This window comes from Variovorax sp. UMC13, assembly GCF_014170375.1.
Classification (GTDB): Bacteria; Pseudomonadota; Gammaproteobacteria; order Burkholderiales; family Burkholderiaceae_C; genus Variovorax.
Genome location: NZ_LZZW01000029.1, coordinates 67501 through 90924, shown reverse-complemented (window position 1 = coordinate 90924; position 23424 = coordinate 67501). Strand labels below are relative to the sequence as shown.

The following is a 23424-nucleotide window of genomic DNA, read 5'->3' as shown; positions in this document are numbered from 1 at the left end:
GCCACCCCTCACAGGAGACAAGCATGCACAAGACACTTCAGCCCTCTCTGCGCCGCCGTGCGCTCGTGCTCGCCGCTTCGGCCGCGCTCGCCGCCCCCTTCGCGGCACAGGCCCAGTCCAACGAGGACATCGTGATCGGCGGCTCGATCCCCATGACCGGCGTGTTCGCCTTCGCGGGCGTGGGCATCAACGCCGGCATGGCCGACTACGTGAAGATGGTCAACGACGCAGGCGGCATCAAGGGCCGCAAGCTGCGCTACGTGCCCGAAGACACGGGCTACAAGGTCGACGTCTCGGTCGCGGCCTACAAGAAGATCACCAGCCAGAACAAGGTGAATCTCTACTACGGCGACTCGACCGGCTTCGCCAAGACCATCAACCCCGAACTCGACCGCAGCGGCCAGATCCTGATGGCGGGCGCCTCCTTCGCGACCGAACTCAACGACCCCGTCAAGTTCCCCAACCAGTTCCTGGTCGGGCCCGACTACACCGAACAGATCGGCATCCTGCTCAGGCACATTGCCAAGGAGAAGCCGGGCGCCAAGGTGGCCTTCGTGTACTCCGACTCCGAGTTCGGCCGCGACCCGATCGAGGCCAGCGAAGCCGCCGCGAAGAAGCTGGGCCTCACGGTGCCGGTCAAGCTCATGACACCGGCCGGCAGCGTCGACGTGTCGACCGAGGTCATCAAGCTGCGCCGCGCCGCGCCCGACTACACCATCTTCCACGGCTACATCCTCGCGCCCATTCCCGAGTTCGTGCAGCAGGGCAAGCAGATGGGCATGACCAGCAAGTGGATGGGCACCTTCTGGACCATGGACAGCTCCACCGTCATGAAGATGGGCGAAGGCGCCGACGGCTTCATGGGCGTGATGCCCTACCGCTACTACTACGACACCTCGGCCAAGGCGCCGATGCTCGACAAGATCCGCGCGCTGCGCCCCGAGTACCAGAGCACGGCCTACACCCAGGGCTTCCTCACGGCCATGCTGTTCACCGAAGCCGCCAAGCGCACGCTCGAGGCCGGCAAGCCGCTCGACGGCAAGAACCTCAAGGCCGCGCTCAACACGATCAAGGACTTCGACACCGGCGGCCTGATCGGCACGCCGATCACCATCAGCGGCAACTCGATCCCGGTGGGCCGCGTCTACAAGGCGGACATGAAGGCGCAGAAGATGGTGCCCGCGTCCGACTGGATCTCCTTGAGCAAGTAAGCCGACGATGCAAGCGGGCGCGGTCATGGCGGGCGAGACGGTCCTGAATGTCAACAACATCGAGGTCGTCTACAACAAGGTGGTGCAGGTGCTGCGCGGCCTGTCGCTGGCCGTGCCGCGCGGCGAGATCGTCGCGCTGCTGGGCAGCAACGGCGCGGGCAAGTCGACCACGCTCAAGGCCATCTCGGGCCTGCTCGCGCTGGAAGACGGCGCGCTCGAGGCCGGCCGCATCGAGTTCAACGGCCACGGCACGGCCGAGCGCGCACCGCAGCAGCTGGTGCGCGACGGCCTGTGCCATGTGATGGAGGGCCGACGCGTGTTCGAGGACCTGACGATCGAGGAGAACCTGGTCGCCGCCACCTACGCGCTCACCGGCCGCCCCGATGCCAGGCCTGACTTCGACGCGGTCTACAGCTACTTCCCGCGGCTGCACGAGCGCCGCAAGGGCCTGGCCGGCTACCTCTCGGGCGGCGAGCAGCAGATGCTGGCCATCGGCCGCGCGCTGGTCGCGCAGCCCCAATTGATCCTGCTCGACGAGCCTTCGCTGGGCCTGTCGCCCAAGCTGGTCGAGGACATCTTCACCATCATCGCGCGCATCAACGCCGAGCGCGGCGTGTCGATGCTGCTGGTCGAGCAAAACGCCACGGTGGCGCTGGCCGTGGCGCACCGCGGCTACATCATGGAGAACGGCAAGATCGTGATCGACGGCAGCGCCGAGCGCCTGGCCTCCGACCCCGACGTGCGCGAGTTCTACCTCGGCGTGGGCGGCAGCGGCGAGGCGCGCAGCTTCCGCGACATCAAGCACTACAAGCGCAGGAAAAGGTGGCTCTCGTGAGCACAACGCTGCCCGAACTCACCCTGCCGCAGATGCTGCGCGAACAGGCGCGCCTGCAGCCCGCCAAGGTCGCGCTTCGGCAAAAAGACTTCGGCATCTGGAAGCCGCTGACCTGGCAGGCCTATGCGCAACGCGCCGAGCATGTGGGCCTGGGCCTGCGCGCGCTGGGCCTCACGCCAGGCGGCCACGTGGGCGTGCTGTCGGAGAACCGCACCGAGTGGGTGCTGGCGCAGATGGGCACGGGCATGGTGGGCGGCGTGACGGTCGGCGTCTACCCGACCAGCCCGGCCAGCGAGGTGGCCTACGTGGTCGGCCATGCGGACATCGAGCTGATCGTCTGCGAGGACCAGGAGCAGACCGACAAGGTGATCGAATCGCTGGCCCTGCTGCCGCGGCTGCGCCGGATCGTGGTGATCGAGACCAAGGGCCTGCGCAACCTCGACGCCGCGCACCGCGACAAGGTCACGACCTTCGCCGAACTCGAGCGCCTGGGCGCCGAATCGGCCGCGCAGGGCGGCGCCTCGGTGGTCGACGCCGCGCTGGCCGCCCAGACGCTCGACCACATCGGCCTGATGATCTACACCTCGGGCTCCACCGGCAAGCCCAAGGGGGCGATGCTGTCGTACCGCAACATCCGCGGCGTGGTGCCGGGCATCGTCGACCGGCTGGGCCTCGACGGCGACACCACGCACCTGTCGTACCTGCCGCTGTGCCACGTGGCCGAACAGATGCTCACCGCCTTCGCACCGCCCTACCTGGGCTCCCAGGTGCACTTCGGCGAATCGATACGCACGGTGCAGGAAGACCTGCGCGAGGTGGCGCCCAGCATCTTCCTGGGCGTGCCGCGCATCTGGGAGAAGCTGCACGCCTCGATCAGCATCAAGCTGCAGGAGACCGGCCGGCTGCAGCGCGCACTGTTCTCGCGCGCCTGGGCGCGCTGCGAGGCGCTGCTTGCAAAGCCGCGCGCGCAATGGTCGGTGGCCGACCGCCTGGCCCATGCCGCGAGCTACTGGCTGGTGCTGCGCGCGCTGCAGAATTTCATCGGCCTGCGCCGCGTGCGGGTGGCGCTGACCGGCGCCGCGCCGATCGCGCCCGACGTGGTGCGCTTCTTCCGCACGCTGGGCGTGCCGCTGGTCGAGGTCTATGGCCTGACCGAATCGAGCGGCATGGTCACGGGCCACCGGCTCGACGCGGTGATGCCCGGCACGGTCGGCCCGCCCACGCTGGGCACGGCGCACCGCATCGGCGACAACGGCGAGCTGCTGCTCAAGGGCGAGATGGTGTTCGCCGGCTACTACAAGAACGACGAGGCCACGGCCCAGTCGATCCGCGACGGCTGGCTGCACACCGGCGACGTGGTGCGCGAAGAGGCCGGCGGCCAGCTGCGCATCGTCGACCGGCTCAAGGACATCATGATCACCGCGGGCGGCAAGAACCTCACGCCCTCGGAGATCGAGAACACGATGAAGGGCAGCCCCTACATCAAGGAATGCGTGATCGTGGCCGAGGGCCGCAAGTTCGTCGGCGCGCTGATCCAGATCGACTACGAGACGGTCGGCAAGTGGGCCGAGGCGCAGCGCATCCCCTTCACCAACTTCCGCTCGCTCACCGAGCACCCCGAAGTGCTGCGGCTGATCGGCGACGAGGTGGCGCGCGGCAACGGAAGGCTGGCGCAGGTCTCGCAGATCCGGCAGTTCCACCTGCTGGCCAAGGAACTGGACCACGACGACGGCGACGTCACCGCGACCATGAAGGTGCGGCGCTCGAGCATCTACAAGAATTACGCGAACGAGATCGAGCGGCTCTACAGCCGTTGAGGTCCGGATCTTTCGCGACGCGCAACCGCGACCCGGTGCGGCTTCACTCCGCGGCGCTTTCCAGCGAGAAGAGCGGCACCTCGGCGCTTCGGCTGAGCCAGACCCCGCCGCCCAGTTCCTTGAACTTCCGCGTCAGTCCGCGTCGGTACATCTCGGCGCGGTGCCGGAACAGCAGCGGATCGGTGAGGTCCTCGTCCACCACGTCGTTCTCGTAGTCCTCGAGCGTCACGGCTTCGATGTAGAGCGCGCCCTGGCTCAGCACCCCGAGGTTGCGCAGGGCACGCTTGAGGTCGGTCGGGCTCAGGTAGGCCAGAACGCCCTGGCAGATGACCAGGTCGAAGGGCTCCCGGGCCCGGTAGTCCACGACCGAGCCGTGCTCCCATCCGTAACGACCGCACAGGTATTCGCTGATCTCGACGCCCTGGTAGGTCGCCTGCGGAAAGTGCTGCGTCGTGATGTCGCGCCAGATCCCGATGCCGCAACCGACATCCAGGACGCGCCGCACGGGCACGCGCAGGTACTTCAGGTAGGAGCTGACGAAGGCACCCAGCCGTTCGACATGCTGCCGGTCCGCCACCTTGGTCTTCTTGTCGAAGTAGTAGCGCGCGTAGTACGACGCATCGAAGAGGGCGGCATCAGCGGATTCCATGCGCGGATCGTACCTGTACGTGCCGCACGTCCTGGGTGATGCCGGAGGGCTAGTTGCCGCGCGTCGCGGGCCGGGCCGACACGTCGGTCACCTCGCCCGCGTCGCCCAGGGCGATCGGGCTGCGCGTCGACTCGCCGCGGGCGCGCGCGCTCACCACGTCGGCCGCGGTGGGCTCGGCTGGCGCCTGCGCGGCGCGGAAGCGGTCGAAGCCGCTGCGCGGGTTGAAGCGCATGACCCAGGGCGTCACGGGCTTGCCGGTGAGCCGGGCCCAGCCGTAGCGCAGGCCCCAGACCGCCGCCAGCAGCAGCACGGCCACCGCCAGGCTGACTGCGAAGATCAGGCCCAGGCAGAAGAGGATGAAGCGAAGGACGAAATTCATCATCGCCATTAGGCCAGAGCCTCGGCCGATGGTTCCCCACCGTGGCTGAACGAGAACTGCCCGGGGGACTGGATCGGGTCGGTTTCGACCCGGATCGTGTCCTTGGGCCCGAAGCTGCCGTCGAGCAGCAGCTTCGACAAGGGGTTCTCGATGCGCTGCTGGATCGCCCGCTTGAGCGGCCGCGCGCCGAACACCGGGTCGAAGCCGACCTTGGCGATCTCGGCCAGCGCCGCGTGCGACACGTCGAGGAACAGGTCCATCTTCGCGAGCCGCGCCTGCAGCACCTTGAGCTGGATGGCGGCGATCGATTCGATGTTCTTCGCGTCGAGCGCATGGAACACCACCGTCTCGTCGATCCGGTTCAGGAACTCGGGCCGGAAGTAGTTCTTCAGCTCGTCCCAGACCGCGTCCTTGATCTCCTCGCCGGGCCGGCCCACCATCGCCTGGATGATCGGCGAGCCGATGTTGCTGGTCATCACGATCACGGTGTTCTTGAAGTCCACGGTGCGGCCCTGGCCGTCGGTCAGGCGGCCGTCGTCGAGCACCTGCAGCAGCACGTTGAACACGTCCGGATGCGCCTTCTCCACCTCGTCGAGCAGCACCACGCTGTAGGGCTTGCGGCGCACGGCTTCGGTCAGGTAGCCGCCCTCCTCGTAGCCCACGTAGCCCGGCGGCGCGCCGATCAGGCGGGCCACCGAATGCTTCTCCATGAACTCGCTCATGTCGATGCGGATCAGGTGGTCTTCGCTGTCGAACAGGAAACCCGCGAGCGCCTTGCAGAGTTCGGTCTTGCCCACGCCCGTGGGGCCGAGGAACAGGAAGGAGCCCGTAGGGCGGTTCGGGTCCGACAGGCCCGAGCGCGAGCGGCGGATCGCGTTGGCGACCGCACCGATGGCCTCGTCCTGGCCGACCACGCGTTCGTGCAGCTTGTCTTCCATCACCAGCAGCTTGTCGCGCTCGCCCTGCATCAGCTTGGCGACCGGGATGCCGGTGGCGCGCGCCACGACCTCGGCGATCTCTTCCGCGCCGACCTGGGTGCGCAGCAGCGTGGGGGCGCTGGACTTGCCCTTGCTGGTCTCGTTCTCCTGCGCTTCCTTGAGCCGCTTCTCGAGCGCCGGCAGCTGGCCGTACTGCAGCTCCGCGACCTTGTTGAAGTCGCCCTTGCGCTTCCACTCCTCGATCTGGAACTTGATCTTGTCGATGTCCTCGCGCACGGTCGCGCTGCCCTGGGCCTGGGCCTTCTCGGCCTGCCAGATCTCGTCGTAGTCGGCGATCTCCTTCTGCAGCTTGGCGATCTCGTCCTCGATCAGGCCGAAGCGCTTCTGCGAGGACTCGTCCTTCTCGCGCCGCACGGCTTCGCGCTCGATCTGCAGCTGGATCAGGCGGCGGTCCAGGCGGTCCATCACCTCGGGCTTGGAGTCCATCTCGATCTTGATCTTGGCCGCGGCCTCGTCGATCAGGTCGATGGCCTTGTCGGGCAGGAAGCGGTCGGTGATGTAGCGGTCGGCCAGCTCGGCCGCCGCGACGATCGCGGGGTCGGTGATGTCGACGCCGTGGTGCACCTCGTACTTCTCCTGCAGCCCGCGCAGGATCGCGATGGTGGCCTCGACCGAGGGTTCGCCAACGATGATCTTCTGGAAGCGGCGCTCCAGAGCCGCATCTTTCTCGATGTACTTGCGGTACTCGTCGAGCGTGGTCGCGCCCACGCAATGCAGTTCGCCGCGCGCGAGCGCGGGCTTGAGCATGTTGCCCGCGTCCATCGCGCCCTCGGCCTTGCCGGCACCGACCATGGTGTGCAGCTCGTCGATGAAGACGATGGTCTGGCCTTCGTCCTTCGCGAGTTCGTTGAGCACGGTCTTCAGGCGTTCCTCGAACTCGCCGCGGAACTTGGCGCCGGCCAAGAGCGCGGCCATGTCGAGCGACAGCACGCGCTTGCCCTTGAGCGATTCGGGCACCTCGCCCGCGACGATGCGCTGGGCCAGGCCTTCGACGATGGCGGTCTTGCCCACGCCGGGTTCGCCGATCAGCACGGGGTTGTTCTTGGTGCGGCGCTGCAGCACCTGGATCGCGCGGCGGATCTCCTCGTCGCGGCCGATGACCGGATCGAGCTTGCCCAGGCGTGCGCGCTCGGTCAGGTCCATGCAGTATTTCTTGAGCGCTTCACGCTGGCCTTCGGCGTCGGCGCTGTTCACACCCTGGCCGCCGCGCACCGCATCGATGGCCGATTCCAGGCTCTTGCGCGTCAGGCCGTTGCTGCGCGCGAGCTGGCCGACGTCGGCCTTGCTGTCGGCCAGCGCCAGCAGGAAGAGCTCGCCCGCGATGAACTGGTCGTTGCGCTTGAGGGCTTCCTTCTCGGTCGCCTGCAGCAGCTTGTTGAGCTCGGGGCCGACCTGCACCGCATCGTGGCCCTGCACCTGCGGCAGCTTCTTGATCGCGGCCTCGGCGGCCTGGCCCAGCGCGCTCACATTGACGCCGGCGCGCTCGAGCAGCGCGCGCGGGCCGTCGTCCTGGCGCAGCATGGCCGCGAGCAGGTGGACCGGTTCGATGTAGGCGTTGTCGTTGCCCAGCGCCAGCGACTGTGCATCGCCGAGCGCTTCCTGGAATTTGGTGGTGAGTTTGTCTTGGCGCATGGTGGTGTTTCCTGCATTCAAAATAGGGCTGTTCGCGCGCCATTCAAGAGCGCGGGCGAATTCAGGCACGGCTATTGCTGCCGGAGCCTCTCACCACAATGGATTGGAGTCGATCATGGTTTTTTCAACGCAGCGTGTTCAGCCGGCCCGCCGGGCGCTGACGCTCGGCCTTTTCGCCGCGGCCCTGGGACTGTCGGGCCTGGCCCAGGCACAGACGCCGATCCGGCTGCTGGTGGGCTTCCCCGCCGGTGCCGGCAGCGATGCCATTGCACGCGCTCTGGGCGAAAAACTCAAGGACGAGCTGGGTGCCCCGGTGGTGGTCGAGAACCGTGCGGGCGCGGGCGGCCAGATCGCGGCGCAAGCACTGAAATCGGCCCCCGCCGACGGCCACACGCTGTTCCTCACGCACGACCACAGCATCTCCATCCTGCCGCAGGTGGTCAAGAACCCGGGCTTCAACCCCTCGGCCGACTTCGTGCCGGTGGCCGGCTTCGCCACCTTCGCCAACGTGCTGGCGGTCTCGGGCGGCACGCCGGCCAAGACCATGGACGAGTACGTGAAGTGGGTGCGCACCCAGAAGGACGGCAAGGAGACCATCGGCGTGCCCGCGCCGGGCTCGATCCCCGAGTTCCTGGTCAAGCTGATCTCCGACAAGTACAAGCTGGACCTGCAGGCCGCGCCCTACCGCGGCAGCGCGCCGCTGACCGCCGACATGCTGGGCAACCAGATCACTGCCGGCATCGCCTCGGTGCCCGACTTCATCGAGAACCACAAGGCCGGCAAGGTGCGCATCGTGGCCGTGATCGGCGCCAAGCGCCAGCCGCTGCTGCCGCAGGTGCCGACCTTCACCGAACTGGGCTTCGCGAACCTCGACGACTACCCCTACTACGGCATCTTCGCGCCCGTGGGCACGCCGCAGCCGGTGATCGACCGCTTCGGCACCGCGCTGCAGAAGGTGCTGGCGATGCCGGACGTGAAGCAGAAGCTCACGGCCATGGGCCTCAACGTGGCCTATGAGCCGCAGGGGCAGTTCGCGGGGCGCGTGCGGACGTACACGCAGACTTGGGAACGCATCATCAAAGCCAGCGGCTTCAAGCCCCAGTGAGGTCTTGCCCTCTCCCTCTGTGAGAGGGTGGGGTGAGGGCATGCAGCCTTTGCTGAAGCGCGTGGTCAAACGACGGCCGTCGCCCTCACCCTGCCCTCTCCCGGAGGGAGAGGGAAAAAACGGGGCCCGGACGAATCAGGCGTTGGGGGCCTGAATGCCCCAGCGCGCCAGCGCCTCATCGTCCGCCACGCGCGCATCGACCCAGCGCGCGCCCTCGGGCGTCTGTTCCTTTTTCCAGAACGGCGCCTGGGTCTTGAGGTAGTCCATCAGGAACTCGCAGGCCTGGAAGCTCTGGCCGCGGTGGGCCGACACCACCGCCACCATCATGATCTGGTCCAGCGGCTGCAGCAGGCCCACGCGGTGCACGATGCGCGCGCCCAGGATGTCGAAGCGGCGCTGCGCCGCGTCGATCATGGCCTCGATGGCCTTCTCGGTCATGCCGGGGTAGTGCTCGAGTTCCATCGATGCGACCGCACTGCCATCGTTCCGGTCGCGCACCGTGCCGACGAAGCTGCAGACGGCGCCGACACGCGGATCTTCGGCACGCAGCGTCGCGATCTCCTGCGCCAGGTCGAAATCATGGGTCTGGATGGCAACGCGGGTCATCGGCGGATTGTGGCATCGCGGTAGACTCGCCACCATGCCCTGCCGCGCCGCGCACCCCCACCAGCCTTCGTCCGAAGGCCGGGCGTGCGCACGCTGCAACGGCAAAGCCAAAAAACCACAGCTCGTCTGACCGGAGCTGCGGTTCCGTCGTCGGATGAGCGACGGGACCGGCAAGGCTCAGGCTGCAGCCCATGGCACGCGCACAACCGACGATGGTTTTCCCATCGGTCGCTTCCTGCACCAAGGAGCATTGCGTGTCCTCTTCTTCTGTCGCCCCCTCCGATTTCTCGGGCCTCTGGGTTCCCCTGATCACACCCTTCCGTCACGACGGCATGGTCGACCATCCCTCGCTCGCGGCGCTCGTGCGCCGGCTCGCGCCCAAGGGCATCGCCGGCTTCGTGGTCTGCGGCTCGACCGGCGAGGCCGCCGCGCTCGACGAAGACGAACAGCTGGCGGTGCTGGCCACCGTGGCTGCGGCGGCGCCCGCGCTGCCGCGCGTGATGGGGATCTCCGGCTATCACCTGGGCCAGACGCTGGGCTGGGTGCGCCGGCTTGCCGACAATGGCCTCCACGGGCTGCTGGTGCCCGCGCCCAGCTACATCCGCCCCTCGCAGCAGGGCCTGGTCGGCTGGTTCAGCGCGATCGCCGATGCGAGCAGCGTGCCGCTGATCGTCTACGACATCCCCTACCGCACCGGCGCCACGCTGTCGCTGGACACGCTGCGCACGCTGGCGGCCCATCCGAAGATCCAGGCGCTCAAGGACTGCGGCGGCGACATGGCCAAGACCCGCGCGCTGATCGCCGATGGCGCGCTGCAGGTGCTGGCGGGCGAGGACGCGCAGATCTTCTCGACCGTGGCCGAGGGCGGCGCCGGCGCGATCGCGGCCAGCACGCATGTGGAGACGGAAAAGTTCGTGCAGCTGCTGCGGCTGGTCGGCGAGGGCCGGCTGGCCGAGGCGCGGCCGCTCTGGCAGGCGCTGCAGCCGCTGATCGCGCTGCTCTTCGCCGAACCCAACCCGGCGCCGCTCAAGGCCTGGCTGGCCGATGCGGGCGTGATCGGCGACGACCACCTGCGCGCGCCGATGACGCCGGTCAGCGATGCGCTGCGCGAACGGCTGCTCGCCTTGCGCTAGCCGCCCGTCACAGGCGGAAAGAAGGCGACCTCGCAGCCCTCGTGCAGCGAGGCCGATTCGACGCTCATGGCCTGGTCCAGCGCCATGCGCACGGCCTTGCCTCGGGCCAGGGCCGTGGCATGCGGCGCGCCGCGTGCGATGAGTTCGTCGCGCAGTTCGGCCAGCGTGGCGGCCTGGGTGTCGACGGTTTCGCCGCCGCCCAGGGCCTCGCGCACCGAGGCGAAATAGCGGATCGCGATCCTCATGGCCGCCTCAGCCCAGCAGCGTGGCGAAGGAGATGAACTGCACCGTGTCGCCCCTGTGGATCGACTGACCCGCCGGGTTGTCGACCACGCCGTCGCCCCACACCGCGGAGGTCAGCACGCCCGAGCTCTGGTTGGGGAACAGGTCGAGCCCGCCTTCTGCATTGCGGCGCGCGCGCAGGAACTCGCGCCGGCGGTCGGCGCGCGGCCAGTCGAAGTCGGCGCGCAGAGCCACCGGCTGCGGCGCCACCTGCGTCGCGTCCTGCAGCGCCAGCAGGAAGGGGCGCACCAGCAGCACGAAGGTCATGAAGCTGGAGACCGGGTTGCCCGGCAGGCCCGTGAGGTGCGCCTGGCCGATGCGGCCATAGGCAAAGGGCTTGCCCGGCTTGATCGCCAGCGACCACAGCTGCAGTTCGCCCAGCGCCTCGACCGCGCCCTTGATGTGGTCCTCTTCGCCCACCGACACGCCGCCGGTGGTGATGATCAGGTCGTTGTCTTCGGCCGCGCTGCGCAGCGCCTCGATGGTCGCGTCGCGCCGGTCGGGCACCAGGCCCAGGTCGCTCACCTCGCAGCCCAGGCGCTGCAGCAGCGCACGCATGAAGAAGCGGTTGGAGTTGTAGATCGCGCCGGGCTTCATGGCCTCGGGCGCGACCTCGCCGGGCATCACGAGTTCGTCGCCGGTCGACAGCAGCGCCACCCGCGGCCGCCGCGCGACCTGCAGGCGGTCGAAACCCACGCTGGCCGCCAGGCCCAGCGCCGCCGGGCCCAGCCGCGCGCCGCGCGCGAGCACCACGTCGCCGCGCGCCACGTCCTCGCCGGCACGGCGGATCCATTGGCCCGCGGCCGGCACGGTGTCGATGCGCACGCGTCCCAGCGTGCCCTCTTCGGGCAGCGCGGCAGCCTCTTCCTGCATCACGACCGCGTCGGCGCCCTCGGGGATCTGCGCGCCGGTGAAGATGCGCGCCGCGGTGCCGGCCGCGAGCGGCGTGCCCACGCTGCCGGCCGGGATGCGCTGCGCGACCGTGAGCACCGCGCCCGCACTGGTGCAGTCGGCCGCGCGCACCGCGTAGCCGTCCATTGAACTGTTGTCGCGCGGCGGCACCGTGAGGCCGGACACCACGTCCTGCGCCAGCACGCGGCCATCGGCCTCGAAGGTCGAAACGCTCTGCGCCTCCAGCGGACGGGCCCGGGCGAGCAGGCTCGCCAGCGCTTCGTCGAGGGGCGTGAGCCGGGGGCGTTCAGCGGAAGGAGAGCTCATGGTTCTCGGCCTTGTAGTCGAAGCGATGCGCATTGTCGAGCAACCACCGCGCGATGCCTTCGACGTCGTCGAGATGGAACACCGGCCGCAGGGTCGGCTCGGGCAGCGCGTCGGGCCGGTCGGTGGCGAGCGCGGCCACGAAGGTGTCGTCGGGGTACTGCGCCGGCCGTGCGTCCTCGTCGGGGCCGCTCTGGCGCAGCACCTCGATCTTCCACAGGTCGGCGTGCTTGAAGCCCTCGACCAGCACCCAGTCGACGCCCTCGTAGAGCTCGGCGATCAGGTGGTGCACCGACAGCTGCGCGGGCTGCTCGAACTCGCGCATCAGCGCGAGCCGCTGGTCGGAGGCGACCACCACCTCGAAGGCACCGGCCTCGCGGTGGCGGTAGCTGTCCTTGCCCGGATGGTCGACGTCGAACTTGTGGTGCGCATGCTTGACCACCGACACCCGCTGACCCTGCCGCTTCAGCACGGGGATCAGCCGCTCGACCAGCGTGGTCTTGCCGGCGCCCGAGTACCCCGCGAAGCCGATGACGTGCATGCCGCTAGTCGCAGTGTTCCGCGATGTAGGCCTTCACGGCCTCGGCGTCGGCGGGCAGCTTGACCACGCGCTTGGGCAGGTCCTCGATGCCCTCGAAGCGGGCCGGCCGCGCGGGCTCGTGGCCCAGCGCCTCGACGATGGTCTCGGCGAACTTGATCGGCAGCGCGGTCTCGAGAATGATCATCGGCACGCCGGGCGTCAGGTGTTCGCGCGCGGCCTTCACGCCGTCGGCGGTGTGGGTGTCGATCAGCACGGCGAAGCGCTTGTCGGTGTCGCGGATCGTGGCCAGCCGGTCGGCATGCGTGCTGCGGCTGCTGACGAAGCCGAAGCGCTCGGCCGCCTGCGCGAACACCGGGTCGGCGCTCAGGTCGAAGCGGCCGGTGCGGCCGAGTTCGCCTTCGAACAGCGCCCGGGTCTTGGCGCCGTCGCGGCCCAGCAGGTCGAACACGAAGCGCTCGAAGTTGCTGGCCTTGGAGATGTCCATCGAGGGGCTCGAGGTTTCGTGCGTGTCGGCGGCCGCGCGCACGCGGTAGACGCCGGTGCGGAAGAACTCGTCGAGCACGTCGTTCTCGTTGGTGGCGACCACCAGCGTGCGGATCGGCAGGCCCATCATGCGCGCCACATGGCCCGCGCAGACATTGCCGAAGTTGCCCGAGGGCACGGTGAAGCTCACCGGCTTGTCGTCGCTGCCCGTGGCCTGGAAGTAGCCGGCGAAGTAGTAGACGACCTGCGCCAGCAGCCGCGCCCAGTTGATCGAGTTGACGGTGCCGATGCGGTACTTGCGCTTGAAGCCCAGGTCGTTCGACACGGCCTTGACGATGTCCTGGCAGTCGTCGAACACGCCTTCGATGGCGATGTTGTGGATGTTCGCGTCCTGCAGGCTGAACATCTGGGCCTGCTGGAAGGGGCTCATGCGGCCGTCGGGCGAGGTCATGAACACGCGCACGCCCTTCTTGCCGCGCATCGCGTACTCGGCCGCGCTGCCGGTGTCGCCGCTGGTCGCGCCCAGGATGTTGAGCTGCGCGCCGCGGCGGCCCAGTTCGTACTCGAACAGGTTGCCCAGGAGCTGCATCGCCATGTCCTTGAAGGCCAGCGTGGGGCCATTGGACAAACCTTCGAGATACACGCCGTCCTCGAGCTCGCGCAGCGGCACGATCTCTTCGGAGCCGAAGACCTCGGCCGTGTACGTCTTCGCGCACAGCGCCTTCAGTTCCTCGGCCGGGATGTCGTCGATGTAGAGCGAGAGGATCTCGTAGGCCAGCTCGGCATAGGGCAGCCCGCGCCACTTCGCCAGCGTGGCCGCATCGACCTGCGGGTAGTGCTCGGGCAGGTACAGGCCGCCGTCGGGCGCCAGGCCCTCGAGCAGGATGTCGCAGAACTGGCGGCGCTCGACGTCGCCGCGGGTCGAGAGGTAGCGCATCAGGACAGCTCTTCCTTGCGCAGGCGCACGATCGGCGCCAGCACGGTCGGCAACGCCTGCAGCTCGACCATCGCGTCGTCGAGCGTGCCTTCGCGCGTGTCGTGCGTGAGGATGATCAGGTCGGTCTGGGTCGAGCCCTCACCGCCCACTTCGTCGGCTTCGCGTTGCAGCACCGCGTCGATGCTGATGCCCGCGCTGGCCAGCAGGCCCGTGACCTTGGCCAGCACGCCGGCCTCGTCGGCCACGCGCAGGCGCAGGTAGTAGCTGGTGACCACCTCGCGCATGGGCACGATCTTCAGGTCGTCGCTCATCGCGTTGGGGTGGAAGGCCAGGTGCGGCACGCGCTGCGCGGCGTCGGCCGTGTGCAGGCGCGTGATGTCGACCAGGTCGGCGATGACCGCGCTGGCGGTGGGCTCGCTGCCCGCGCCCTTGCCGTAGTAGAGCGTGGTGCCCACGGCGTCGCCGTGCACCACCACCGCGTTCATCGCGCCCTCGACGTTGGCCAGCAGGCGCTTGGCCGGCACCAGGCTGGGGTGCACCCGCAGCTCGATGCCGCCGGCGGCGCGGCGCGTGATGCCCAAGAGCTTGATGCGGTAGCCCAGCTGTTCGGCGTACTTGATGTCCTGCGCGGCCAGCTTGGTGATGCCCTCGACGTGCGCCTTGTCGAACTGCACCGGGATGCCGAAGGCGATCGCGCTCATCAGCGTGACCTTGTGCGCGGCATCCACGCCTTCGATGTCGAAGGTCGGGTCGGCTTCGGCGTAGCCCAAGCGCTGCGCCTCCTTGAGCACGGTGGCGAAGTCCAGGCCCTTGTCGCGCATCTCGGACAGGATGAAGTTGGTGGTGCCGTTGATGATGCCGGCGATCCACTGGATGCTGTTGGCGGTCAGGCCTTCGCGCAGCGCCTTGATGATCGGGATGCCGCCGGCCACGGCCGCTTCGAACGCGACCATCACGCCCTTCTGCTGGGCCGCGGCGAAGATCTCGGTGCCGTGCACCGCGAGCAGCGCCTTGTTGGCCGTGACCACATGCTTGCCGGCCGCGATGGCCTCGAGCACCAGCTGCTTGGCGATGCCGTAGCCGCCGATCAGCTCGATCACGATGTCGATGTCCGGGTTGGCGATCACGGCGCGCGCGTCGGCCACCACCTGCACGCCTTCGCCGACGGCCGCGCGGGCCCGGTCGGTGTCGAGGTCGGCCACCATGGTGATCTCGATGCCGCGGCCGGCGCGGCGCTTGATTTCTTCCTGATTGCGCTGGAGCACGTTGAACGTGCCGCTACCGACGGTGCCGATGCCGAGCAGGCCGACCTGGATGGGTTTCATGGATACAACTTCAGTCAAAACGAAAGGGGACGGAGGGCCGCGCGGTGCGCACTCAGGCGAAGCGGGCGCGGTAGCGCTCGAGGAACTTGGCGATGCGGTTGATGGCCTCGCGCAGGTCTTCCTCGTGGGGCAGGAACACGATGCGGAAATGCTGGTTGTCCGGGAAGTTGAAGCCCGATCCCTGCACCAGCATCACGCGCGTCTCGCGCAGCACCTGCATGAAGAACTCGCGGTCGTCCGCGATCGGGTACATCACCGGGTCCAGCTTCGGGAACATGTAGAGCGCGGCCTCGGGCTTGACGCAGCTCACGCCGGGAATGGCCGTGATCAGTTCGTAGGCCAGGTCGCGCTGGCGGCGCAGGCGGCCACCGGGCTTCACCAGGTCCTTGATGCTCTGGTAGCCGCCGAGCGCGGTCTGGATCGCCCACTGGCCCGGCACGTTGGAGCCGAGCTTGAGGTTGGCCAGCATGTTCAGGCCTTCGATGTAGTCGGTGGCGTTGGCCTTCGGGCCCGACACGATCATCCAGCCGGCGCGGTAGCCGCAGGAGCGGTAGGCCTTGGACAGCGAGTTGAAGGTGATCGTCAGCACGTCGGTCGACAGGCTGGCCATGGCCGTGTGTTTGGCGTCCTCGTAGAGCACCTTGTCGTAGACCTCGTCGACCAGCAGCACCAGGCCGTGTTCGCGCGCGATCGCCACCATGCCGCGCAGCAGCTCGTCGGAATAGAGCACGCCGGTGGGGTTGTTGGGGTTGATCACCACGATGCCGCGGGTGCGCGGCGTGATCTTGGCGCGGATGTCGGCCAGGCTCGGCATCCAGTGGTTGTCTTCCTCGCACAGGTAGTGCACCGGCTTGCCGCCGGACAGCGACACGGCCGCGGTCCACAGCGGGTAGTCGGGCATGGGCACCAGCAGCTCGTCGCCGTCGTCCAGCAGCGCATTGGTGGCCATCACGATCAGCTCGCTGGCACCGTTGCCCAGGTAGATGTCGTCGAGCGTGACACCCTCGATGCCCTGCTGCTGCGTGTAGTGCATCACCGCCTTGCGCGCGGCGAAGATGCCCTTGCTGTCCGAGTAGCCCGCCGAATCCGGCAGGTTGCGGATCATGTCCTGCTGGATCTCTTCGGGCGCATCGAAGCCGAACGGCGCCATGTTGCCGATGTTGAGCTTGATGATCTTCTGACCATCCTCTTCCATCTGCCGCGCCGCATCGACGATGGGGCCGCGGACGTCGTAGAGAACATTGGCCAGTTTGGCCGACTTCTTGAGCTGCTTCAAAGTCCCTCCAGAGGGTGCCTGCACAGGGGAAAACCTATAATTTGACCACAGTTCCCCGGCCTTATAGATGAAGCTTCAACCCGACAAATCCGACACCCAGACCCTCACCGCACACGGTCCGGGCTGGGTGGCGATCAACAACGAGCGGGTGGAGCACAGCGTGGTGCTGGGCTCGCGCGGCGAGCGCTTCGCCTGGGAATGCGCGAACTTCGAGGGTCTGGGCCCGGAACACTTCGCCCAGCTCGCGGCCCTGGGCGCCGAGCTGGTGATCTTCGGCAGCGGCCAGCGCATCCGTTTTCCGCAACCGGCCTGGCTTCGCGCGCTCATTGCGCAGCGCACCGGCGTCGAAACCATGGACACCGCGGCCGCCTGCCGCACCTACAACATCCTGGCGAGCGAGGGGCGCCACGTGGTGGCGGCCCTGCTGGTCGAGCAGCCAAAAGCTGGCAATTAGGGGGCATTTCGAGCTAAAATCCCGGGTTGCGAACGGCGATCCGCCCTCAGATCCCCTCTCAGTCAAGCAACGACCAATCTTCCATCGTTTTCGGCCTTGCAGCCGCACGAATGGAAACCAACGGAGAAAACAAGTTTCATGGCGATCGTTGTCAACAAACCCATCCCCGAATTCGAGTCCAATGCCACCGGCGGGCTCAAGGTGTCGAACACCTCGCACCTCGGGCACGTTCTGGTGATGTATTTCTATCCCAAGGACAACACGCCAGGCTGCACCACCGAAGCCATGCAGTTCCGGGACCGCTACAAGGATTTCGTGAAGGCCGGCGCCACTGTTTTCGGTGTTTCGCGTGACAACATGAAGTCACACGACGAATTCAAGGCCAAGCTCGAGCTGCCCTTCGAACTCATCGCCGACACCGAAGAGAAGATGTGCCACATGTTCGGCGTGGTCAAGAACAAGATCATGTACGGCAAGAAGGTCAAGGGCATCGAGCGCAGCACCTTCCTGATCGGCGCCGACGGCATCCTCAAGGCCGAATGGCGCGGCCTCAAGGTGCCGGGCCATGTCGACGACGTCCTCAAGGCGGTCAAGGCCCTCAAGAAGGCCGCTTGATTGCACTTCGTCACGTGTGTCTTCCGCGATCCTGTTGGCGGCGCACCACGTGACACCGATGCGGCACGCACGGTGTGCATAATGGCTTCATGCCGTTGAGCTCCACGACCGCATCCCCCGAACAAAGCCGCCCTGGTCTTCAGGCGGCTTTTTCGTTTTCCGGCTTCATTTTTGCGAGCACACTGCCCCATGCCCTTGCCTCCCGCTCCCACGAAACGCGCCGCCCTTCTCTCGCCTGACGCGATCGACGCACCGGCCGCGTCCACCAAGGCGCCGCGCCGCGGCAGCCGGACCACGGAGAACGCACGCGGCAACGGCCCCCGCGCACTGGAACTGTTCGACGACCACAGCCAGGGCGCCGCCGCCCCGCGCGTGGCCACGCCCCCCGCGCCCGAGGTGGCCCGCCAGATCGAGACCAAGCCGCGGCCGGTCCCCCAACCCGAGGTGGCGCCCGCCGCGCCGCAGGCACGTGCCGAGCGCGCCCCGGAACGCGCGCCCGTGCCGACGACGCCGCCGGCACCCGCGCCCGTCGCGGCCAGCCCGGCGCCGCGCGCACGCAACGGCGCCCAGGAAAGCGCCCGCCCGCGGCGCGCCAAGTCGACCGGCCCGACCAAGTTGTTCGTGCTCGACACCAACGTGCTGCTGCACGACCCGATGTGCCTGTTCCGCTTCGAGGAGCACGACGTCTTCCTGCCGATGATCGTGCTGGAAGAACTCGATGGCCACAAGAAGGGCACGACCGAGGTCGCGCGCAACGGACGCCAGACCAGCCGCACGCTGGATGCGCTGGCCGGTGCCAAGGACGCCGACATTGCCAAGGGCTTGAAGCTCGACACCACCGGCCATCGCGAGGCCGGCGGCAAGCTGTTCTTCCAGACCTCACCGCTCGACTACACGCTGCCCACCAGCCTGCCCCAGGGCAAGGCCGACAACCAGATCCTGGGCGTGGTGCAGGCCCTGCGCAATCTGTATGCGCAGGACCGCCCGGGTCAGCCCAAGCAGGAAGTCGTGCTGGTGTCCAAGGACATCAACATGCGCGTCAAGGCGCGCGCGCTGGGCCTGGCGGCCGACGACTACCAGAACGACAAGACGCTGGAAGACGGCGACCTGCTCTACGCCGGCTCCTACGCGCTGCCGGCCGACTTCTGGACCCGCCAGAGCAAGACCGTCGAGAGCTGGCAGAGCGGCAGCAGCACCTTCTACCGCATCAGCGGGCCGATCGTGCCGAACCTCTACATCAACCAGTTCGTCTTCTTCGAGGCCCCCGGCGAGCCGAGCATGTACGCGCGCGTGACCGAGATCCGCGACAAGACCGCGGTGCTCAAGACGCTCAAGGACTACGCGTCGGGCAAGAATGCCGTGTGGGGCGTGAGCACCCGCAACCGCGAGCAGAACTTCGCGATGAACCTGCTGATGGACCCGGACATCGACTTCGTCACGCTGACCGGCACCGCCGGCACCGGCAAGACGCTGATGGCGCTGGCCTCGGGCCTGACGCAGGTGCTCGACGACCGCCGCTACACCGAGATCATCATGACCCGCGCCACCGTGAGCGTGGGCGAGGACATCGGTTTCCTGCCCGGCACCGAGGAAGAGAAGATGGGCCCGTGGATGGGGGCGCTCGACGACAACCTCGAGTTCCTGGCCAAGGGCGATGGCGGCGGGGCCGGCGAATGGGGCCGCGCGGCCACCAACGAGCTGATCCGTAGCCGCATCAAGATCAAGAGCATGAACTTCATGCGCGGCCGGACCTTCCTCAACAAGTACGTGATCATCGACGAGGCGCAGAACCTCACGCCCAAGCAGATGAAGACGCTGATTACCCGGGCCGGCCCGGGCACCAAGATCATCTGCATGGGCAACCTGGCGCAGATCGACACGCCCTACCTCACGGAGGGCTCGTCGGGTCTGACCTTCGCGGTCGACAAGTTCAAGGGCTGGCCGCACAGCGGGCACATCACGCTGGCGCGCGGCGAGCGTTCGCGGCTGGCGGACTTCGCGAGCGAAGTGCTCTAAGCCAGGTTCACGCCCCCCATGAAGCCCGCATGCTTTTCGAAGCTGCGGGCTTTTTTTCGCCCGGTGCGACAGGCTCCTGACAAGACGTTGTCAGGAGGCGGTCCGCACCATCGAGGCTCCTTCAACAGACACGAAAGAGAGCCCTCCATGTCCACACAGAACGTCATCAGCTGGTTCGAGATCCCGGTCGCCGACCTCGACCGCGCCCAGGCCTTCTATGAGACCGTGCTGGCCCGCAAGCTGCGCCGCGAAAGCCTCGGCGGCGACGCGCTGGCGGTGTTCCCCTATGACAGGCCCGCCACCGGCGGCGCCCTGCAGGCGGGTGCCAGCGCCGCCGCACGCACCGGCAGCAGCATCCGCATCTACCTGGACTGCACGCCCAGCATCGACGCCGTGCTCGCGCGCATCGAGCCGGCCGGCGGCCAGGTCGTCGCGCCCAAGTCGGCCCTGCCGCCCGGCATGGGCTTCATCGCCCACATGCGCGACACCGAGGGCAACGAAGTCGGCCTGCACGCCTTGGCCTGACCCGCAATGATTCGGCGCCGCTGCATCGCAGCGGCCACATCAACCGCACCGACAATGTTCGCACTTTCTTTGAGCAGGAGAACAGGATGGAACCCACCCGCCAACAGCAGGGCGCCTTCCGGGTCGCAGGCATTGCGGTCCGCACCACCAGCCGCGACGAAGCGTCGCCGGACAACGCCCGGATCGGCGCGCTGTGGAACCGCTTCTTCAGCGAACAGATCGCGGCATCGACACCGCGGCGCACCGGCGACGCACGGATCTTCGGCGTCTACTCGGGCTACGCGTCCGACGCCCATGGCGCCTTCGACCTGACGGCCGGCGTGGCCGTCTCGGGTGGTGCGGACAGCGTGGCCATCGAAGCCGGCGACTACCTCGTGTTCACTGCCCAGGGCCCGATGCCGCAAGTGGTGATCGCCACCTGGCAGCATATCTGGCAGTACTTCGAGGCGCACCCGGAAGTCGCACGCAGCTACCGCAGCGACTTCGAAGCCTATGAGGGACCGGACAAGGTATCGATCCACATCGGCGTGCGCTGATCCTGAAGAAGACACAGCGATGCGCCGCGCCGACCGCCTCTTCCAGCTGGTGCAGCTCATCCGCGGCCGCCGTCTCACCACGGCGGCCTTTCTCGCGCAACGGCTCGAGGTGTCGGAACGCACCGTCTACCGCGACGTGGCGGACCTGCAGCACCAGGGCGTGCCGATCGAGGGCGAGGCCGGCGTCGGCTATCGGCTGGGCGCGGGCTTCGAGCTGCCCCCGCTGATGTTCACCCAGGACGAAGCCTCTGCACTGGTGGCGGCAGCGCGGATGGCCCAGAGCTGGGTCGACCCGGCGCTGGCGCGCGACATCGAGAGCAGCCTGGGCAAGATCCTCTCGGTGCTGCCGCCGGCGGCGCGGGTCTCCGCGGAGGCGCTGGCACTTTATGCGCCCGCCATGGGCCTGGACGAAACCTTGCGCATGCGGCTGCAGACCCTGCGCGAGAGCGTGCAGTCGCACCACAAGCTCCGGCTGAGCTACCGCGACGTGTCCGGCGACGCCAGCGAACGCACCGTGCGACCGCTGGGCTGCTTCTATTGGGGCAAGGTCTGGACCCTGTCGACCTGGTGCGAACTGCGCGATGATTTCCGCGGCTTTCGCGTGGACCGGATGGACGCCATCGCTGTGCTGCCAGAGCGTTTCCGCGACGAACCGGGCAAGACGCTGGCCGACATGCTGCGGCAGCTCAAGGCGAAAAAGGCCGAGGGAAAGATCGTGCCGCAGCAGCCGGGCGATACACCTCCGTGGGTGAATGCCGAGACGAGTACCGGCTGAATTCGCCGGATCTCGGGGTTGATGCATCGCGCCATCGAATCCGAATGGAACCCGGGATCCAGAGCGATTCCATTTCCCCAAAAAGAAAAGCCCCAACCGGTCGGTTGGGGCTTGTCTAGGGCTGTAAGAGCCTGACGATGACCTACTTTCACACGGGAACCCGCACTATCATCGGCGCTGACGCGTTTCACTGTCCTGTTCGGGATGGGAAGGAGTGGTACCACGTCGCTATGGTCATCAGGCATAACTTGTTGTCTGACTGATCACACGATCAATCAAACGAATTCATAGAGTTTGGAATCAGCTTTTGGCGAATTATTTTGAATGCGTCAACTTGGCATAACACCTTGATCATGTATTCGCGACCTTTCGGTCTGATCAAAGTTATAGGGTCAAGCCTCACGAGCAATTAGTATCAGTTAGCTTAACGCATTACTGCGCTTCCACACCTGACCTATCAACGTCCTGGTCTCGAACGACTCTTCAGGGGGCTCAAGGCCCCGGCAGATCTCATCTTGAAACGAGTTTCCCGCTTAGATGCTTTCAGCGGTTATCTCTTCCACACTTAGCTACTCGGCAATGCCACTGGCGTGACAACCGATACACCAGAGGTGTGTCCACTCCGGTCCTCTCGTACTAGGAGCAGGCTTCCTCAAATCTGCAGCGCCCACGGAAGATAGGGACCAAACTGTCTCACGACGTTTTAAACCCAGCTCACGTACCTCTTTAAATGGCGAACAGCCATACCCTTGGGACCGGCTACAGCCCCAGGATGAGATGAGCCGACATCGAGGTGCCAAACACCGCCGTCGATATGAACTCTTGGGCGGTATCAGCCTGTTATCCCCAGAGTACCTTTTATCCGTTGAGCGATGGCCCTTCCATACAGAACCACCGGATCACTATGTCCTGCTTTCGCATCTGCTCGACTTGTCAGTCTCGCAGTTAAGCACGCTTATGCCATTGCACTATCGTCACGATGTCCGACCGTAACTAGCGTACCTTCGAACTCCTCCGTTACGCTTTGGGAGGAGACCGCCCCAGTCAAACTGCCTACCATGCACTGTCCCCGATCCAGATAATGGACCTAGGTTAGAACCTCAAACACACCAGGGTGGTATTTCAACGTTGGCTCCACAAGATCTAGCGACCCTGCTTCAAAGCCTCCCACCTATCCTACACAGATCTGTTCAAAGTCCAATACAAAGCTACAGTAAAGGTTCATGGGGTCTTTCCGTCTTTCCGCGGGGAGATTGCATCATCACAAACATTTCAACTTCGCTGAGTCTCAGGAGGAGACAGTGTGGCCATCGTTACGCCATTCGTGCAGGTCGGAACTTACCCGACAAGGAATTTCGCTACCTTAGGACCGTTATAGTTACGGCCGCCGTTTACTGGGACTTCAATCAAGAGCTTGCACCCCATCATTTAATCTTCCAGCACCGGGCAGGCGTCACACCCTATACGTCCACTTTCGTGTTTGCAGAGTGCTGTGTTTTTAATAAACAGTCGCAGCCACCGATTTTTTGCAACCCATTCATGCTTCGTTGTTCACTACACACTAATAGGGCACACCTTCTTCCGAAGTTACGGTGTCAATTTGCCGAGTTCCTTCTCCTGAGTTCTCTCAAGCGCCTTAGAATACTCATCTCGCGCACCAGTGTCGGTTTGCGGTACGGTCGTATATAGCTGAAGCTTAGTGGCTTTTCCTGGAACCTCGTTCAGTCACTTCACGGACAAGTCCGCTCGATCGTTGGCCTCGGTATATGTGCACCGGATTTGCCTAATGCACGCCTACATCCAACTAAACCAGAATAATCCAATAACTGGATGACCTATTAAGATCCGTCCCCACATCGCACTATATATCGGTACAGGAATATTGACCTGTTTCCCATCAGCTACGCATCTCTGCCTCGCCTTAGGGGCCGACTCACTCTACGCCGATGAACGTTGCGTAGAAAACCTTGCGCTTACGGCGAGGGGGCTTTTCACCCCCTTTAACGCTACTCATGTCAGCATTCGCACTTCTGATACCTCCAGCACGCTTTACAACGCACCTTCACAGGCTTACAGAAC

21 protein-coding genes and 2 rRNA genes (1 of these 23 only partly in view) are annotated in these 23424 nt (G+C 66.4%); 11 read left to right on the top strand and 12 right to left on the bottom strand.

The features are described from left to right. Positions 1 to 23: 23 nt before the first annotated feature. From A9977_RS22880 to A9977_RS22870, 3 genes are read left to right on the top strand one after another with little or no spacing between them, the layout of a single operon-like run. On the top strand, positions 24 to 1211 hold the full coding sequence (locus A9977_RS22880) for an ABC transporter substrate-binding protein (RefSeq protein ID WP_183027143.1): 1188 nt from the start codon (positions 24 to 26) through the stop codon (positions 1209 to 1211). Between the two features lie 7 nt (positions 1212 to 1218). Next, positions 1219 to 2046 (top strand): ABC transporter ATP-binding protein, encoded by an 828-nt coding sequence (locus A9977_RS22875; RefSeq protein ID WP_259652104.1) that lies wholly within the window; start codon positions 1219 to 1221, stop codon positions 2044 to 2046. A gap of 32 nt (positions 2047 to 2078) precedes the next feature. Continuing rightward, on the top strand, positions 2079 to 3863 hold the full coding sequence (locus tag A9977_RS22870; protein WP_183027264.1) for a long-chain fatty acid--CoA ligase: 1785 nt from the start codon (positions 2079 to 2081) through the stop codon (positions 3861 to 3863). A gap of 43 nt (positions 3864 to 3906) precedes the next feature. Here the strand turns inward: A9977_RS22870 and A9977_RS22865 are convergent, their stop codons facing one another. Genes A9977_RS22865 through clpB form a run of 3 tightly spaced genes read right to left on the bottom strand, consistent with a single transcriptional unit; the run spans position 3907 to position 7521 of the window. Further along, positions 3907 to 4512, bottom strand: a complete 606-nt coding sequence (locus tag A9977_RS22865; RefSeq protein WP_183027142.1) for a class I SAM-dependent methyltransferase — start codon at positions 4510 to 4512, stop codon at positions 3907 to 3909. Positions 4513 to 4561: 49 nt separating this feature from the next. After that, a complete protein-coding gene (locus A9977_RS22860; RefSeq protein ID WP_183027141.1) occupies positions 4562 to 4894 on the bottom strand; it encodes a hypothetical protein in 333 nt (110 codons plus the stop codon). 5 nt (positions 4895 to 4899) lie between these two features. Then, on the bottom strand, positions 4900 to 7521 hold the full coding sequence (gene clpB, locus A9977_RS22855; RefSeq protein ID WP_183027140.1) for an ATP-dependent chaperone ClpB: 2622 nt from the start codon (positions 7519 to 7521) through the stop codon (positions 4900 to 4902). A 115-nt stretch (positions 7522 to 7636) separates the two neighbouring features. On the opposite strand from clpB, the gene A9977_RS22850 reads away from it, so the two are divergent. Further along, a complete protein-coding gene (locus A9977_RS22850) occupies positions 7637 to 8626 on the top strand; it encodes a Bug family tripartite tricarboxylate transporter substrate binding protein (protein WP_183027139.1) in 990 nt (329 codons plus the stop codon). A gap of 135 nt (positions 8627 to 8761) precedes the next feature. Here the strand turns inward: A9977_RS22850 and A9977_RS22845 are convergent, their stop codons facing one another. Next, positions 8762 to 9232: a molybdenum cofactor biosynthesis protein MoaE gene (locus tag A9977_RS22845; protein ID WP_183027138.1), complete on the bottom strand. Its 471-nt coding sequence runs from the start codon at positions 9230 to 9232 to the stop codon at positions 8762 to 8764. Positions 9233 to 9486: 254 nt separating this feature from the next. Between A9977_RS22845 and dapA the strand changes: the two genes are divergently transcribed. Next, complete coding sequence (dapA, locus tag A9977_RS22840) at positions 9487 to 10365, top strand: 4-hydroxy-tetrahydrodipicolinate synthase (RefSeq protein ID WP_310936182.1); 879 nt, start codon at positions 9487 to 9489, stop codon at positions 10363 to 10365. Here the strand turns inward: dapA and moaD are convergent. From moaD to A9977_RS22810, 6 genes are read right to left on the bottom strand one after another with little or no spacing between them, the layout of a single operon-like run. Further along, complete coding sequence (gene moaD, locus A9977_RS22835; protein ID WP_183027136.1) at positions 10362 to 10610, bottom strand: molybdopterin converting factor subunit 1; 249 nt, start codon at positions 10608 to 10610, stop codon at positions 10362 to 10364. The two genes, dapA and moaD, sit on opposite strands and share 4 nt — an antisense overlap. Positions 10611 to 10617: 7 nt before the next feature. Then, the gene (glp, locus tag A9977_RS22830; RefSeq protein ID WP_259652102.1) at positions 10618 to 11865 is read right to left on the bottom strand and encodes a gephyrin-like molybdotransferase Glp; all 1248 of its coding nucleotides are present in this window, start codon (positions 11863 to 11865) and stop codon (positions 10618 to 10620) included. After that, positions 11846 to 12403: a molybdopterin-guanine dinucleotide biosynthesis protein B gene (gene mobB, locus A9977_RS22825; RefSeq protein WP_183027134.1), complete on the bottom strand. Its 558-nt coding sequence runs from the start codon at positions 12401 to 12403 to the stop codon at positions 11846 to 11848. Before mobB ends, glp begins: the two co-directional genes overlap by 20 nt. A gap of 4 nt (positions 12404 to 12407) precedes the next feature. Then, on the bottom strand, positions 12408 to 13823 hold the full coding sequence (thrC, locus tag A9977_RS22820) for a threonine synthase (RefSeq protein ID WP_183027133.1): 1416 nt from the start codon (positions 13821 to 13823) through the stop codon (positions 12408 to 12410). After that, positions 13823 to 15148, bottom strand: coding sequence for a homoserine dehydrogenase (locus tag A9977_RS22815; protein WP_183027132.1), 1326 nt, complete (start codon positions 15146 to 15148; stop codon positions 13823 to 13825). The genes thrC and A9977_RS22815 overlap by 1 nt, the downstream gene beginning before the upstream one ends. Before the next feature lie 52 nt (positions 15149 to 15200). After that, positions 15201 to 16424 (bottom strand): pyridoxal phosphate-dependent aminotransferase, encoded by a 1224-nt coding sequence (locus A9977_RS22810; RefSeq protein ID WP_183027131.1) that lies wholly within the window; start codon positions 16422 to 16424, stop codon positions 15201 to 15203. Positions 16425 to 16491: 67 nt separating this feature from the next. On the opposite strand from A9977_RS22810, the gene A9977_RS22805 reads away from it, so the two are divergent. The 6 genes from A9977_RS22805 to A9977_RS22780 all read left to right on the top strand — a co-directional run bounded on the left by A9977_RS22805 (position 16492) and on the right by A9977_RS22780 (position 21345). Beyond that, positions 16492 to 16878, top strand: a complete 387-nt coding sequence (locus A9977_RS22805) for an Mth938-like domain-containing protein (protein ID WP_183027130.1) — start codon at positions 16492 to 16494, stop codon at positions 16876 to 16878. Positions 16879 to 17016: 138 nt separating this feature from the next. Then, positions 17017 to 17493 (top strand): peroxiredoxin, encoded by a 477-nt coding sequence (locus tag A9977_RS22800; protein ID WP_183027129.1) that lies wholly within the window; start codon positions 17017 to 17019, stop codon positions 17491 to 17493. Between the two features lie 189 nt (positions 17494 to 17682). Continuing rightward, complete coding sequence (locus tag A9977_RS22795; RefSeq protein ID WP_183027128.1) at positions 17683 to 19509, top strand: PhoH family protein; 1827 nt, start codon at positions 17683 to 17685, stop codon at positions 19507 to 19509. Positions 19510 to 19656: 147 nt separating this feature from the next. Beyond that, on the top strand, positions 19657 to 20034 hold the full coding sequence (locus tag A9977_RS22790; RefSeq protein ID WP_183027127.1) for a VOC family protein: 378 nt from the start codon (positions 19657 to 19659) through the stop codon (positions 20032 to 20034). Positions 20035 to 20120: 86 nt separating this feature from the next. Next, positions 20121 to 20570: a GyrI-like domain-containing protein gene (locus tag A9977_RS22785; protein WP_183027126.1), complete on the top strand. Its 450-nt coding sequence runs from the start codon at positions 20121 to 20123 to the stop codon at positions 20568 to 20570. A 19-nt stretch (positions 20571 to 20589) separates the two neighbouring features. Continuing rightward, positions 20590 to 21345, top strand: a complete 756-nt coding sequence (locus A9977_RS22780; RefSeq protein ID WP_183027125.1) for a YafY family protein — start codon at positions 20590 to 20592, stop codon at positions 21343 to 21345. 129 nt (positions 21346 to 21474) lie between these two features. On the opposite strand, the gene rrf is transcribed toward A9977_RS22780, so the two are convergent. Together rrf and A9977_RS22770 are read right to left on the bottom strand one after the other, a co-directional pair. After that, positions 21475 to 21587: ribosomal RNA gene (gene rrf, locus A9977_RS22775) — 5S ribosomal RNA — on the bottom strand. A 146-nt stretch (positions 21588 to 21733) separates the two neighbouring features. Next, positions 21734 to 23424 (bottom strand): 23S ribosomal RNA (locus A9977_RS22770) (it continues 1185 nt past the right edge of the window).

What these genes read in the sequence shown, in the direction of transcription:
- A9977_RS22880 (WP_183027143.1), top strand. Translation starts at nt 24, where the DNA reads ATGCACAAGACACTTCAGCCCTCTCTGCGCCGCCGTGCGCTCGTGCTC.
- A9977_RS22875 (WP_259652104.1), top strand. Translation starts at nt 1,219, where the DNA reads ATGCAAGCGGGCGCGGTCATGGCGGGCGAGACGGTCCTGAATGTCAAC.
- A9977_RS22870 (WP_183027264.1), top strand. Translation starts at nt 2,079, where the DNA reads ATGCTGCGCGAACAGGCGCGCCTGCAGCCCGCCAAGGTCGCGCTTCGG.
- A9977_RS22865 (WP_183027142.1), bottom strand. Translation starts at nt 4,512, where the DNA reads ATGGAATCCGCTGATGCCGCCCTCTTCGATGCGTCGTACTACGCGCGC.
- A9977_RS22860 (WP_183027141.1), bottom strand. Translation starts at nt 4,894, where the DNA reads ATGATGAATTTCGTCCTTCGCTTCATCCTCTTCTGCCTGGGCCTGATC.
- clpB (WP_183027140.1), bottom strand. Translation starts at nt 7,521, where the DNA reads ATGCGCCAAGACAAACTCACCACCAAATTCCAGGAAGCGCTCGGCGAT.
- A9977_RS22850 (WP_183027139.1), top strand. Translation starts at nt 7,637, where the DNA reads ATGGTTTTTTCAACGCAGCGTGTTCAGCCGGCCCGCCGGGCGCTGACG.
- A9977_RS22845 (WP_183027138.1), bottom strand. Translation starts at nt 9,232, where the DNA reads ATGACCCGCGTTGCCATCCAGACCCATGATTTCGACCTGGCGCAGGAG.
- moaD (WP_183027136.1), bottom strand. Translation starts at nt 10,610, where the DNA reads ATGAGGATCGCGATCCGCTATTTCGCCTCGGTGCGCGAGGCCCTGGGC.
- glp (WP_259652102.1), bottom strand. Translation starts at nt 11,865, where the DNA reads ATGAGCTCTCCTTCCGCTGAACGCCCCCGGCTCACGCCCCTCGACGAA.
- mobB (WP_183027134.1), bottom strand. Translation starts at nt 12,403, where the DNA reads ATGCACGTCATCGGCTTCGCGGGGTACTCGGGCGCCGGCAAGACCACG.
- thrC (WP_183027133.1), bottom strand. Translation starts at nt 13,823, where the DNA reads ATGCGCTACCTCTCGACCCGCGGCGACGTCGAGCGCCGCCAGTTCTGC.
- A9977_RS22815 (WP_183027132.1), bottom strand. Translation starts at nt 15,148, where the DNA reads ATGAAACCCATCCAGGTCGGCCTGCTCGGCATCGGCACCGTCGGTAGC.
- A9977_RS22805 (WP_183027130.1), top strand. Translation starts at nt 16,492, where the DNA reads ATGAAGCTTCAACCCGACAAATCCGACACCCAGACCCTCACCGCACAC.
- A9977_RS22800 (WP_183027129.1), top strand. Translation starts at nt 17,017, where the DNA reads ATGGCGATCGTTGTCAACAAACCCATCCCCGAATTCGAGTCCAATGCC.
- A9977_RS22795 (WP_183027128.1), top strand. Translation starts at nt 17,683, where the DNA reads ATGCCCTTGCCTCCCGCTCCCACGAAACGCGCCGCCCTTCTCTCGCCT.
- A9977_RS22790 (WP_183027127.1), top strand. Translation starts at nt 19,657, where the DNA reads ATGTCCACACAGAACGTCATCAGCTGGTTCGAGATCCCGGTCGCCGAC.
- A9977_RS22785 (WP_183027126.1), top strand. Translation starts at nt 20,121, where the DNA reads ATGGAACCCACCCGCCAACAGCAGGGCGCCTTCCGGGTCGCAGGCATT.
- A9977_RS22780 (WP_183027125.1), top strand. Translation starts at nt 20,590, where the DNA reads ATGCGCCGCGCCGACCGCCTCTTCCAGCTGGTGCAGCTCATCCGCGGC.